Origin of the sequence: Streptomyces sp. NPDC002884, from assembly GCF_040295245.1 — a bacterium.
GTDB lineage: Bacteria > Actinomycetota > Actinomycetes > Streptomycetales > Streptomycetaceae > Streptomyces.
In genome coordinates this window covers 87,765-100,535 of record NZ_JBEOVB010000001.1, presented here as the reverse complement: position 1 = coordinate 100,535, position 12,771 = coordinate 87,765, and the positions used below count along the sequence as shown (strand labels likewise).

Here is a 12,771-nt window from a genome sequence, read left to right as displayed (position 1 = left end):
CCACCGTCCCCGGGTCGCTCTGGGCTGCGTACGCCGCTACTCGTCCCCATCCACGCTTTTCGCTCCGCCCAGTGTACGGCTCCTCGGCGACGGCGGCCGACGGGTTTTCGGGGGCGCGGGGCCTGGCGGACGGCCCGGTCCGCGATGACCCGAATGGTGGCTTTGTGTGACGGTACGGTCGCTCGGATTCCGGGCCGCCCGACTCGGCGGATTACCCGGCGGCGAGCTGGGCACAACGGTTGCAGGCCTGCCGCGCAGCGTGCGCGAGGCGGGCGAATCGGGCGGTGCGCCCCGTTGCCGCGGGCTCCAAGTCGATTTATCGTCCCAGCACGATTCGCGTGCAAGATCACAATATGTGAAGGGGCCGCGGCCATGGTGGCGAAGAAGACCGCCGTACAGCAGTCGGCGTCCGGCAGCTCCACGAGTGCCTCCGGTGCTTCCGGGCCCTTCGGGGCTTCCGGCGGCGCGGCCGACGACGCCAGGGCCGTGAAGACGGTGCGGTCCGTCGCGGCCCGGGTACCGAAGAAGGCGGCGGGCACGAAGGCGGTGGCCCGAAGACCTGTGGAGGAGGAGGCGGCGGAGTCGGAGGCGGAGTCGGTGGAGCCCGCCGAGCGGGACGGGCCGGCCGGGAAGGCACCCGCCGCGAAGAAGAGCGCGGTGAAGAAGGCGGCCAGGAAGACGGTCGCCAAGAAGACGGTCGCCAAGAAGGCCGCAGCCAAGAAGACGGCCGCGGCGGAGACGACGACCGCGAAGAAGGCGCCTGCCACGAAGGCGCCTGCCACGAAGACGGCCGCCACGAAGGCGGCCGCCAAGAAGGCCGGCGGCAGGAAGGTCGCCGCCGGGAAGGCGGCGGCCGAGAAGATCGCCGGCGCCGAAGGCGTGACCGGGACGAGTGCGGGCAGGAAGAGCACGGCCAAGAAGGTGGGCGCGGCCTCGGCCGCGGAGCAGACGGGAGCCACGACTGTGGTTGCGAAGAAGACTCCGGGTACGGCCACGGCGGCGAAGACCGCTGTTCCCAAGGCACGCCTCGCGGCGGTGGAGCCCGGCGAGCTCGCGGTGCGCCCCGGCGAGGAGCCGTGGACGCCGGGGGAGGTCGAGGAGGCCCGCGCGGAGCTCGAGTCCGAGCAGGGGCGGCTGCGGGCGGAGCTCGCCGCGTCCGAGGCGGCCCTCACGGGGCTGATGCGGGACTCCGGGGACGGCGCCGGCGACGACCAGGCGGACACCGGGACGAAGAACATCACGCGTGAGCACGAACTGGCGCTCGCCTCCAACGCGCGCGAGATGCTGATCCAGACCGAGCACGCCCTGGAACGGCTGGACGCGGGCACCTACGGCCTGTGCGAGAACTGCGGCAAGGCCATCGGAAAGGCCCGGATGCAGGCCTTCCCGAGGGCCACGCTGTGCGTCGAGTGCAAGCAGAAGCAGGAGCGCCGGTACTGATCACCTGGCTGCCGGGGGGCGTGCCGTACCCTCGTGCTCAGTCAGGTACCTAGGTTGAGGGACTCACGTGGCAGAGGCGGAGCGCGTCATCGGTACGCCGGAAACCCCAGAGGCGGGATCCGAGCCGGAACAGTCGTCCGGCACGGACGGGCAGGAGAGCACCGGGGCGAGGTCCAGGGGCAAGCGCCGGATCGCCGTGCTCTTCACCGTCGCCACTTTCGCGTACGTGATCGACCTGGTCAGCAAGATGATCGTGGTCGCCAAGCTGGAGCATCACGCGCCGATCGAGATCATCGGGGACTGGCTGAAGTTCGAGGCGATCCGCAACGCGGGCGCGGCCTTCGGCTTCGGCGAGGCCTTCACCATCATCTTCACGGTGATCGCGGCGGCCGTGATCGTGGTGATCGCCCGGCTCGCCCGCAAGCTCTACAGCCTGCCCTGGGCGATCGCCCTGGGGCTGCTGCTGGGTGGCGCGCTGGGCAACCTCACCGACCGGATCTTCCGCGCGCCGGGCGTCTTCGAGGGCGCGGTCGTGGACTTCATCGCCCCGAAGCACTTCGCGGTCTTCAACCTCGCCGACTCGGCGATCGTCTGCGGCGGCATCCTGATCGTGCTGCTGTCCTTCAAGGGTCTGGACCCGGACGGGACCGTCCACAAGGACTGACCGCCCGGCGGTTGTCCACAGCGGTTGTCCACAGGGCCGTACGGCGGTACCGGTGCCGTCCTGCATACTCGACGGGTGAGCACGATTCCCGAGACCCGTACCCTGCCCGTGCCGGACGGCCTGGAGGGCGAGCGCGTAGACGCCGCCATCTCCCGCATGTTCGGCTTCTCCCGTACGAAGGCCGCCGAGCTGGCCGCAGCGGGGAAGGTCACGGTCGACGGCTCGGTGGTCGGCAAATCCGAGCGGGTGATCGGCGGCGCCTGGCTCGAGGTCGAGATGCCGCCGGCGCCGGCGCCGGTACAGATCGTCGCCGAGCCGGTCGAGGGCATGGAGATCGTGCACGACGACGACGACGTGGTCGTGATCGTCAAGCCGGTCGGCGTGGCCGCGCACCCGTCGCCCGGCTGGAGCGGGACGACCGTCATCGGCGGACTCGCCGCCGCCGGGTACCGCATCTCCACCTCCGGTGCCGCCGAGCGCCAGGGCATCGTGCACCGCCTCGACGTCGGCACCTCGGGGCTGATGGTGGTCGCCAAGTCGGAGCGGGCGTACACGTCGCTGAAGCGCCAGTTCAAGGAGCGCACGGTCGACAAGCGCTACCACACGCTCGTCCAGGGCCACCCCGACCCGACCAGCGGCACCATCGACGCGCCCATCGGCCGGCACCCGCACCACGACTACAAGTGGGCGGTCACGGCCGAGGGCAAGCCGTCCGTCACGCACTACGACCTGATCGAGGCCTTCCGCGCGGCCTCCCTGCTGGACGTGAAGCTGGAGACGGGCCGTACCCACCAGATCCGCGTCCACATGGCCGCCCACCGCCACCCCTGTGTCGGCGACCTGACGTACGGCGCCGACCCCACTCTCTCCAAGCGGCTGGGCCTGGCCCGCCAGTGGCTGCACGCCGTGCGGCTGGGCTTCGAGCACCCCGGTGACGGGCAGTGGGCGGAGTTCGCCAGCGACTATCCCGAGGACCTGGCCAAGGCCCTGGAGAAGGTCCGCGAGGAGACCTACGGATGAGCGGCGTCCAGGGGTACGCGGTGCGGGTCGCCGAGGACCCCGCGGACCGGGAGGCGTGCTTCGCGGTCCGCAAGGAGGTCTTCGTCGGCGAGCAGGGTGTGCCCGAGGACCTGGAGTACGACGCGCACGACGCCGGGGCCGTCCATGTGCTGGCGGTCCGGGAGGACGGGCTGCCGCTCGGCACCGGGCGGCTGCTGCACGGCGAGGCGGCCGCCGCCAGGACGGGCGGCGACCCGTCGGTGGGCTCGCTGGGGCGGCTCGCCGTGACACGCGAGGCGCGCGGGCTGGGCGTCGGGGTCGCGCTGGTGCGGGCCATCGAGGAGGCGGCACGCGCGCTGGGGCTCACCGCCGTGGACCTGCACGCACAGACGCAGGCACTGGGGTTCTACGAGCGGCTGGGGTACGTGGCGTACGGGCCGGAGGACATGGAGGCGGGGATTCCGCACCGGTCCATGCGGCGTTCTCTGTAGCGGACGGCGGCCGTGCGACGCTGGAGGTCTGGATGTTCTTGATCGTCTAGACCCGGAGCGCTGACCGTGGACCAGCTGGCCCTGTTGTTCGTCCTGTTGCTCGGGGCCGTGGTGAGCGTTCCGGTCGGGGACCGGTTCGGGTTGCCGGCTCCGGTGCTGATGACCCTGCTCGGGATCGTCCTCGCGGTGCTCGACTTCGTGCCCAACGTGGAGATCCCGCCGGACCTGATCCTGCCCCTCCTGCTGCCGCCCCTCCTGTACGCGGCGGTGCGGCGGACCTCGTGGCGGCAGTTCGCGGCGAACGTGCGGCCCATCTTCCTGCTGGCCGTGGCGCTGGTGTTCGTCACGACGGTGTGCGTGGCGGCCGTCGCCCACACGATCGTGCCGGGCCTGCCGATCGCCGCGGCCGTCGCGCTGGGCGCGCTGGTCGCGCCGCCCGACCCGGTGGCCGCCACCGCCGTGGCCGGACAGCTGGGGCTGCCCCGCCGGCTGGTGTCCATCCTGGAGGGCGAGGGGCTGTTCAACGACGTGACGGCCATCGTGCTCTACCACGTCGCGATCGCCGCGGCCGTGAGCGGCTCGTTCTCGCCGTGGCAGGCCGGTCTCGACCTGGTGCTGTCCGCGGTGGTGGCGGTGGCGGTGGGTGTCGCGCTCGGCTGGGGCGCGAACAGGCTGCTGGACGTCCTCGGCGACACGACGTTGCAGATCGGGCTGACGCTCCTGGTGCCGTACGCCTCGTACGTGCTGGCGGAGGAGTTCCACGGGTCCGGGGTGCTGGCCGTCCTGACCACGGCCCTGTTCCTCGCCGAGTACGCCACCGACCCCGACGACGTGCTGACCCGGCTGGCCGGCCACACCTTCTGGGACATCATCGACACCCTCGTCACGGGCGTCGCGTTCGGGCTGATCGGCCTGGAGCTGCACAACGCGATCCGGACGGCGTCCGGGCGGTGGGGGGAGATGCTGGGCTGGGCGGCGGTGATCGTGGCCGTGGTCGTCGTCGTACGGCTGCTGTGGCTGCTGCCGGCGACCTGGCTGACGCAACGGCTGCACGCCCGACAGGACCACCTCGAGGACATTCCGACGAACTGGCGGGAGACCCTCGTCATGTGGTGGTCCGGGATGCGCGGGGTGGCGTCGGTCGCGCTGGCGCTGGCCGTTCCGCTGGAGACCGACGGCGGCGGGCCCTTCCCCGACCGCGACGAGATCATCTTCATCGCGTTCGGTGTGATCATGGCGACACTGGTCCTTCAGGGACTGACCCTGCCGTGGCTGGTCAAGCGCCTCGGCGTGCAGTCGGACACCGACCGCGAGAAGGAGTTCGAGAAGGAGCTCGCGGTACGGGCGGCGAAGGCGGCGAAGCGCCGGCTGCGGGAGATCGAGGCCGAGGAGAACCTGCCGGAGGAGCTGTCCGAGCAGATGCTGCGGCGGGCCTTCGACATCGGGCTGCGGATCAGCCCGGACGTCGGCGAGGACGAACGGCGTGAGGGGCACGATCAGCGGGTGCGGAGGCTGAAGCGGGTACGGCGGATCCAGGCGGAGATGCTGAGCGCGGCCCGGCACGAGGTGGTCGCGGCGCGCAGCGAACCCGGTTCCGATCCGGAGATCGTGGACCGGGTGCTGCGGCATCTGGACGTGCGCAGCCTCAAGTGAGCCGACCGGGCACGCCTGTTGCGGCTGCCCGGTTCATGGCAGTCGCGTAAACCGCCACGACCCCTGTCGGCACTCCTCGTTACGCTCGGCTCATGGCACGCAACGTGGTGATCAGCGGAGGCGGGACAGGAATCGGGCTCGCGGCGGCGCAGGTCTTCGCCGCGGACGGGGACCGGGTGCTGCTGCTCGGGCGGCGGGCGGAGGTGCTGGAGAAGGCCGGGGTGGCCGGGGCGCTCGGCTATGCCGCGGACCTGAGCGAGCCGGAGCAGGTGCGCGGGGTCGCCCGGTTCGTGGAGGCGGAGTTCGGGACCGTGGACGTGCTGATCCACAGTGCCGGGGGCGCCGGACATCTGGAGCCGCCCGGCGACAGCGCCGATCCGCTGGACCGTGTCGCGCACAACTGGACCGTCAACTTCCGCAGCAACACCCTCAGCGCCGCGCTGCTCACCGAGGCCCTGAAGGAGCGGCTCGCCTCGCCGGGCGGCCGGGTGCTGTTCGTCAGCTCGATCGCCGCCTACCGGGGGTCCGGCAGCGGGGCCTACGGCGGCGCCAAGGCCGCGCTGCACCCGTACGCCCGTGATCTCGCCCGGGAGCTGGGCCCCCGGGGCATCACCGCGAACCTCGTCGCCCCGGGGTATGTCGAGGACACCGGGTTCTTCGGGGGCGCCATCGAGCCCGCGCGGCGCGAGCGGCTCGTCGGCGAGACCTTCACCGGACGCGCCGGGACGCCCGGGGACATCGCCGCCACACTGCACTGGCTGGCCTCCCCGGGCGCCGGTCACGTCACTTCGCAGGTCGTCCAGGTCAACGGCGGTGCGGAGCGCGGGAACTGACCTTCAGCGGCCCGTGCGCGGCGGTTCGTGGACGCGGCGGGCCGCACCGTCGGGGGACGAGGACTGACTCGGCAGGCGGCCCGGGGGCAGCGCGGCATCGGCCGTGTTGACCCTCGGGAGCGCGTACGGATGCTCCTTCGACAGCCAGCGGATCATCTCCTCGCGCACCCTGACCCGCACCGTCCAGATGTCGTCGGCGTCCTTCGCCGTGACCAGGGCCCGCACCTGCATGGTGTTGGGCGTGGTGTCGGTGACGTCGAGCCCGCAGGCACGGCCGTCCCAGGCGGGGCACTCGCGCAGGATGTCGCGCAGCTTCTCGCGCATCGCCTCCACCGGCGCCGCGTGGTCGACGTGCCAGTAGACGATGCCGGTCATCTGCGGGGTGCCGCGCGACCAGTTCTCGAAGGGCTTCGAGGTGAAGTACGAGACCGGCATCGTGATCCGGCGCTCGTCCCAGGTCCGCACGGTCAGGAAGGTCAGGGTGATCTCCTCGACCGTGCCCCACTCACCGTCCACCACGACCGTGTCGCCGATGCGCACCATGTCGCCGAAGGCGATCTGGAGACCGGCGAACATGTTGCTCAGCGTCGACTGGGCGGCGACACCGGCGACGATGCCGAGGATTCCGGCCGAGGCCAGCAGGGAGGCGCCCGCCGCGCGCATGGCGGGGAACGTCAGCAGCATCGAGGCCGCCGCGACGACCCCGACGACGGCCGACACCACCCGCATGATCAGCGACACCTGGGTCCGCACCCGCCGGACCCGGGCCGGATCGCGGTGCATGCGCGCGTAGCGCGAGTACGACGTCTCGACGATCGCCGCCGCGATCCTGATCACCAGCCAGGCCGCCGAGCCGATCAGCACCAGGGTGAGGAACTGGCCGATGCCGGTCCGATGGTCCTCCAGCATCTGGGCGGCGTCGTAGGACCCTCTCAGCATCGCCGCGCACAGCACGAGCTGATAGGGGATGCGGCCACGGCGCAGCAGACCCCACATGGGGGTCTCGGGGTGCCGTCGGTCGGCCTTGCAGAGCAGGCGGTCGGTGGCCCAGCCGATGAGGACTGTCAGCACGACCGAGCCGCCGACCACGATCACGGGGCGGAGCAGGTTCTCCATGCCTTCGAACGTAACCGGGTCGGAGGGGTCCTGAACATGCGGTTTCTGTGAGGAGGCGCACGCACGGGGTTGTCGGTGCAGGCTGGCACCATGGGCACATGAACATCATGCTCTTTCACTCGACCTACGGTCCGCGGCCCGCGGTGCGCGCCGCGGCGGACCGGCTGCGCGCCGCCGGGCACGAGGTGTGGACGCCGGACCTCTTCGAGGGACGCACGTTCGACACGGTCGAGGAGGGCATGGCGTACAACGAGGAGATCGGCAAGGACGAGCTGCTGAAGAGGGCCGTCCTGGCGGCGGCGCCCTACTCGGAGCGCGGGCTGGTGTACGCCGGGTTCTCGCTCGGCGCGTCGATCGCCCAGACCCTCGCCCTCGGCGACGCCAGGGCGCGTGGCCTGCTCCTCCTGCACGGCACCTCGGACCTCGCGCCGAACGTCTCGGTGGACGGCCTCCCGGTGCAGCTGCATGTCGCGGAGCCGGACCAGTTCGAGACCGACGACTGGCTGAGCGCCTGGTATCTCCAGATGGGCAGAGCGGGCGCCGACGTGGAGGTCTACCGGTACGCGGGAGCCGGGCACCTGTACACCGACCCCGACCTGCCCGACTACGACGAGGAGGCCGCCGAGGCCACCTGGCGGGTGGCGCTCGGCTTCCTCGAGACGCTCTAGCAGGGCCCTGCCCCGGACCCTGCCCCGGCCTCGGACCTGGACACGGCCTCGAACCCGGACCCGGACATGGACCCGGACCCGGACGCGGATCTAGACCGGGTCGTAGGTGCGCTCCACCTTCTGGGTGCCGGTGCGCGTGCGGTACGAGCGGGACCAGGCGGAGGTCGCGGTGGTGCTGGTGCGGTCGGACAGCACGTAGTAGTCCATCTGGGCGCGCTCGGCGGTGATGTCCAGGACGCCGTAGCCGTGCCGGTCGGTGTCGACGAAGTGGACGTGCCGGTTCGCGGCCCGGATGATCGGGGAGGCGATGGCGGTGAGCGTGCCCTCCGGGACCTTCACGATGTCGTCGAGGTTGTCCGAGGTCACCGAGGTGACCACGAACTCCGTGGCGGCCGAGGCCGACAGCGGGTACGTCCCGGCGTCCACCGGCACGTCGTTGGCCCACGCCATGTGGATGTCACCGGTCAGGAAGACGGTGTTGCGGATGGCGTTGGAACGCAGATGGGCCAGGAGCTCACGGCGGTCGTCGGTGTAGCCGTCCCACTGGTCGGTGTTGAGGGCGATGCCCTCCTGGGGCAGGCCGAGCAGCTTGGCGAGCGGCTTGAACAGGTCCGCGGAGAGCGAGCCGATCGCGAACGGCGAGATCATCACCGAGTTGCCGACCAGCCGCCAGGTGGTGTCGGAGGACTTCAGCCCGGCCTTCAGCCAGTCGAGCTGGGCGCGGCCGGTGAGCGTGCGGTCCGGGTCGTCGACGGTGCCGTTGCCCACGGCGGCCTGCTGCGAGCGGAAGGACCGCAGGTCCAGCAGGGACAGGTCGGCGAGCTTGCCGAAGCGCAGCCGGCGGTAGGTGGTGCCGGCGATGGCCGGCCGGACCGGCATCCACTCGAAGTAGGCCTGCTTGGCGGCCGCCTGACGAGCCGGCCAGGCGCCCTCCGTGCCCTCGGTGTGGTTCTCGGCGCCACCCGACCAGGTGTCGTTGGCGAACTCGTGGTCGTCCCAGATCGCGACGACCGGCGCCTTCGCGTGCAGGGCCTGGAGGTCCGGGTCGGTCTTGTACTTGCCGTGCCGGGTGCGGTAGTCGGCGAGGGTGAGGATCTCGTGCGTGGGCGCCGTCTGCCGTACGACGGTCCCGCGCGTGCCGTACTCGCCGGTGCCGTACTCGTAGATGTAGTCCCCGAGGTGCAGCCAGGCGTCCAGGTCGCCACGGGCCGCGAGGTGACGGTACGAGGAGAAGTAGCCGGCCTCCCAGTTGGCGCAGGACACCACGCCGAAGCGCAGGCCGGGCACGGCGGCGTCCGCCGCCGGCGCGGTGCGGGTGCGCGCCACCGGGGAGTCGGTGCCGCCGGCCGAGAAACGGAACCAGTAGTCGGTGGCGGGCGCGAGACCGCGGATGTCGGCCTTGACGGTGTGGTCGGTCGCCGCGGAGGCGGTGGTGGAGCCCCGGGACACCACGTTCGTCAGTGCCTTGTCCGTGGCGACGACCCAGCTCACGTCGGTGGCCGGACCGAGTCCGGAGCCGGGTATCGCCTCGGCGGTGGGCGTCACCCGGGTCCACAGCAGGACGCCGTCGGGCAGCGGGTCGCCGGAGGCGAGGCCGTGCAGGAAGACGGGGGCCTCGGCGGCACGGGCCGGCAGCGCGGCGGCGAGCGGGCCGGCGAGCACAGCGGTGGCGGCCACGGCCTTGAGCGCCGTACGGCGGCGCGGTGAAAGCGAGTCGGGGCGCTCTGACGGGGTGTCGGCGCTCTCGGAGGATCTGTGTCGACTGGTCACGGGCGATCAGATTACTGACCGGTACGACAAAAGAGCAGGCGAACTCCCAAAAGTTCGCCCGCTCTTCCTCGGAGTGTCGGATCAGGATCCGGCCGGAGCCCGATCAGCCCTTGAGCGCCGCGTCGACCGCCGTGGTGAAGTCGGCGACCGTCATCGGGGCGTTCTGCCCGTCGGAGCCGGTCAGCGTCTTGCCGTCCATCTTCAGCGTCGGGGTGCCCGAGACGCCGCTCTTGTCGAACGTCTTGGACATCTCCAGCGCCCACCGGTCGTAGGTGCCGTTCTTCACGGCGCTCTGGAACTTGGTGTTGCCCTTCAGGGCCGCGACGGTGTCCGCCACCTTGATCAGGTAGGAGTCGTCCTTGAACTTGTCCTCGGTCTCCTCGGGGTGGTACTTCGCCGAGTACAGCGCGGTCTTGTACTCGAGGAACGCCTCGGGGCCGACGTTGAGCGCGGCGCCCAGGGCGCTGAGCGCGTTCTTGGAGCCCTCGCCGGTCAGGCTGCGGTCGAGGAAGGTCGCGCCGACGTACTGGAGCTTGAACTTGCCGGCGTCGTAGTCGGTCTTCACCGTCGCCCCGACGGTCTGCTCGAACGAGGCGCAGATCGGGCAGCGCGGGTCCTCGTACATCACGAGCGTCTTCTTGGCGGTCGCCTTGCCCATGACGACCGTCGTGCCGTTCTTGCCGCCGGTGTTGGCCGGCGCGACCAGCTTGGCCTTCGCCGCGTCCTCCCAGTAGCCGGGCTTGTTGGCCTGGACGACGGCGTAACCTATGCCGCCGGCCGCGGCGAGCACGGCGACGACCGAGCAGGCGACGATGATCTGACGCCTGACCTTGGACCGCTTGGCCTCGCGCTCACGCTCGATGCGCAGCCGCTCCCGGGCCGCCGTCTTCGCCTGCGCGCTGTTCCGCTTGCTCATGGTGTTCTCCAAAGGGGACGCGCACTCTTCGTACGCGGAAGTTCGTGGGGGATTGCGGGACCGGGTGGTGCTCGGGCGGCCGGGCCTGGCACAGACGTGAAGGTCTGTTCAGACCGCGGCGGGCGAGCACGGCGGTCCACGCCGACCCAAGGAGTGCACGAGAATCCGCTCACGGACGGTGGTCGACCGGCGGGTGGGCCGCGGCAGGCGGCGGACCGCCGGGGCGCGGCGTACGGTCACGGCGGCGACGGCCAGCAGCAGCGGCCGGAAGGTGGTCGCGCCCGCCGCCCGCAGCAGCTGGGCCAGCGCCCGCTCGCCCCGGCGCAGCCAGGCGGCCGCGATCAGGCCGACACAGAGGTGCGCGCCGAGCAGCAGCCACGCGGCGGCCGGGTCGGGGTGGGCGAGGAGCCCGCCCAGCCGGTCGGTGTCGGTGCCGGTGACCTGGGCCAGCGGGGTGCCGACGGGTGTGCCGTCGCCGCACAGCACGTCCCAGCCGACCGAGGCCAGCGGGCCGGCGACCGGGCCGCCCGCACGGCCGTAGCAGACGTGCTGGCCGGTGGTGAAGACGGTGTCGGCCGCCAGCTCCAGCGGGATGAGCAGGGCGGCGATCCGCCCGAAGCCGCGCTCGCGGCCGGCGAGGACGTACGCGAGGGCGAACACGGCGGCCGCGACGGCGGCCACCGTGTTGAGCGGCAGCGGGGCCCGGGACAGCAGCACGTGCGACGCGGTGCTGAGCGTCACGACGCATGCCGTGAACAGCGCCGCGCGCGCGGCTCTGAGGCGGGTCCCGGATATGTCCATAGCGGAGGAGAGTGTGTCACGTGCTCCTGTAGGAGACCCCTAAAGGGTCCCTGTGAGAAGGCGGACCGTTAGAGACCTGGAATCCGGCCGTTGCGGAACAGGTCGACGAAGATCTGGTGGTCGGCACGCGCCCGTGCGCCGTACGTGTGCGCGAATTCGACCAGGAGCGGCGCGAAGCCGTCCTCGTCGGCCGCGATCGCCGCGTCGATGGCCCGCTCGGTGGAGAAGGGCACCAGGGACTCGCCGGAGGTGTCGTCCGCCGCCGCGTGCATCGTGGCCGTGGCCCGGCCCAGGTCGGCGACGACGCCCGCGATCTCCTCCGGGTCGTCGATGTCGCCCCAGTCCAGGTCGACCGCGTACGGCGAGACCTCGGCGACCAGCTGGCCGGCGCCGCCGAGCTCGGTCCAGCCCAGCCACGGGTCGGCGTGCTGCTGGAGGGCGCGCTGGGAGATCACCGTGCGGTGGCCCTCGTGCTGGAAGTAGTCGCGGATCGCCGGGTCCGTGATGTGCCGGGAGACGGCCGGCGTCTGGGCCTGCTTGATGTAGATCACGACGTCGTTCTCCAGGGCGTCGCTGTGGCCCTCGAGGAGGATGTTGTACGACGGCAGGCCGGCCGAGCCGATGCCGATGCCCCGGCGGCCGACGACGTCCTTCACGCGGTAGGAGTCCGGGCGGGTCAGGGAGGTCTCCGGCAGTGTCTCCAGATAGCCGTCGAAGGCCGCGAGGACCTTGTAGCGGGTGGCCGCGTCCAGCTCGATGGAGCCGCCGCCCGCCGCGAAGCGGCGCTCGAAGTCACGGATCTCCGTCATCGAGTCCAGCAGCCCGAAGCGGGTCAGCGACCGGGCGTCGCGCAGCGCGTCCAGCAGCGGGCCCTGCGCGGTGTCCAGGGTGAAGGGCGGCACCTCGTCGCTCTTGGCGCCGGTGGCCAGCGCGTGGATCCGCTCCCGGTAGGCGCCCGCGTACACCTCCACCAGATCGCTGATCTGCTCGTCGCCGAGCGCCTTCGCGTACCCGATGAGGGCGATGGACGCGGAGAAGCGCTTCAGGTCCCAGGTGAAGGGGCCGACGTACGCCTCGTCGAAGTCGTTGACGTTGAAGATCAGCCGGCCCGTCGCGTCCATGTACGTGCCGAAGTTCTCCGCGTGCAGGTCGCCGTGGATCCACACGCGCGAGGTGCGCTCGTCCAGGAACGGGCCGCCCCGCTTCTCGGCGTCGACATCGTGGTAGAAGAGGCCCGCGGTACCCCGGTAGAACGCGAACGCCGAGGCCGCCATCTTCCGGAACTTCACCCGGAACGCGGCCGGGTCGGCGGCCAGGAGCTCGCCGAACGCGGTGTCGAAGACGGCGAGGATCTCCTCGCCGCGGTGCTCGTCGTTGAGCTGCGGAACCGACATCGCTGGGTGCCTCCTGGTGCAGTGCA

12 protein-coding genes are annotated in these 12,771 nt (G+C 71.5%); 7 read left to right on the top strand and 5 right to left on the bottom strand.

The genetic code is table 11. The features are described from left to right. The first annotated feature begins 372 nt into the window (after positions 1 to 372). From ABT070_RS00465 to ABT070_RS00440, 6 genes are all read left to right on the top strand, one after another. Complete coding sequence (locus ABT070_RS00465) at positions 373 to 1,440, top strand: TraR/DksA family transcriptional regulator (protein WP_351752571.1); 1,068 nt, start codon at positions 373 to 375, stop codon at positions 1,438 to 1,440. 67 nt (positions 1,441 to 1,507) lie between these two features. Further along, positions 1,508 to 2,104: a signal peptidase II gene (gene lspA, locus ABT070_RS00460; protein ID WP_351752568.1), complete on the top strand. Its 597-nt coding sequence runs from the start codon at positions 1,508 to 1,510 to the stop codon at positions 2,102 to 2,104. Between the two features lie 75 nt (positions 2,105 to 2,179). Next, on the top strand, positions 2,180 to 3,124 hold the full coding sequence (locus tag ABT070_RS00455) for an RluA family pseudouridine synthase (RefSeq protein ID WP_351752566.1): 945 nt from the start codon (positions 2,180 to 2,182) through the stop codon (positions 3,122 to 3,124). Further along, on the top strand, positions 3,121 to 3,594 hold the full coding sequence (locus tag ABT070_RS00450; protein ID WP_351752564.1) for a GNAT family N-acetyltransferase: 474 nt from the start codon (positions 3,121 to 3,123) through the stop codon (positions 3,592 to 3,594). The genes ABT070_RS00455 and ABT070_RS00450 overlap by 4 nt, the downstream gene beginning before the upstream one ends. A gap of 66 nt (positions 3,595 to 3,660) precedes the next feature. After that, positions 3,661 to 5,247 carry a Na+/H+ antiporter gene (locus tag ABT070_RS00445; protein WP_351752561.1) on the top strand — a complete coding sequence of 529 codons (1,587 nt, stop codon included), beginning with the start codon at positions 3,661 to 3,663 and terminating at the stop codon, positions 5,245 to 5,247. Positions 5,248 to 5,339: 92 nt separating this feature from the next. Then, positions 5,340 to 6,080, top strand: coding sequence for an SDR family NAD(P)-dependent oxidoreductase (locus ABT070_RS00440; RefSeq protein ID WP_351752559.1), 741 nt, complete (start codon positions 5,340 to 5,342; stop codon positions 6,078 to 6,080). A gap of 3 nt (positions 6,081 to 6,083) precedes the next feature. Here the strand turns inward: ABT070_RS00440 and ABT070_RS00435 are convergent, their stop codons facing one another. Continuing rightward, positions 6,084 to 7,196, bottom strand: coding sequence for a mechanosensitive ion channel family protein (locus ABT070_RS00435; protein ID WP_351752556.1), 1,113 nt, complete (start codon positions 7,194 to 7,196; stop codon positions 6,084 to 6,086). 98 nt (positions 7,197 to 7,294) lie between these two features. Here ABT070_RS00435 and ABT070_RS00430 point away from each other — a divergent pair, with 98 nt between their 5' ends. Then, positions 7,295 to 7,864: a dienelactone hydrolase family protein gene (locus ABT070_RS00430; RefSeq protein WP_351752554.1), complete on the top strand. Its 570-nt coding sequence runs from the start codon at positions 7,295 to 7,297 to the stop codon at positions 7,862 to 7,864. Between the two features lie 90 nt (positions 7,865 to 7,954). Here the strand turns inward: ABT070_RS00430 and ABT070_RS00425 are convergent, their stop codons facing one another. From ABT070_RS00425 to ABT070_RS00410, 4 genes are all read right to left on the bottom strand, one after another. Then, positions 7,955 to 9,634, bottom strand: a complete 1,680-nt coding sequence (locus tag ABT070_RS00425) for an alkaline phosphatase D family protein (RefSeq protein ID WP_351752552.1) — start codon at positions 9,632 to 9,634, stop codon at positions 7,955 to 7,957. 103 nt (positions 9,635 to 9,737) lie between these two features. Further along, positions 9,738 to 10,550, bottom strand: a complete 813-nt coding sequence (locus tag ABT070_RS00420) for a thioredoxin domain-containing protein (protein WP_351752549.1) — start codon at positions 10,548 to 10,550, stop codon at positions 9,738 to 9,740. Positions 10,551 to 10,658: 108 nt separating this feature from the next. Continuing rightward, positions 10,659 to 11,351 (bottom strand): hypothetical protein, encoded by a 693-nt coding sequence (locus tag ABT070_RS00415; RefSeq protein ID WP_351752546.1) that lies wholly within the window; start codon positions 11,349 to 11,351, stop codon positions 10,659 to 10,661. Between the two features lie 68 nt (positions 11,352 to 11,419). Then, positions 11,420 to 12,745 (bottom strand): DUF2252 domain-containing protein, encoded by a 1,326-nt coding sequence (locus ABT070_RS00410; protein ID WP_351752544.1) that lies wholly within the window; start codon positions 12,743 to 12,745, stop codon positions 11,420 to 11,422. Positions 12,746 to 12,771 lie beyond the last annotated feature (26 nt).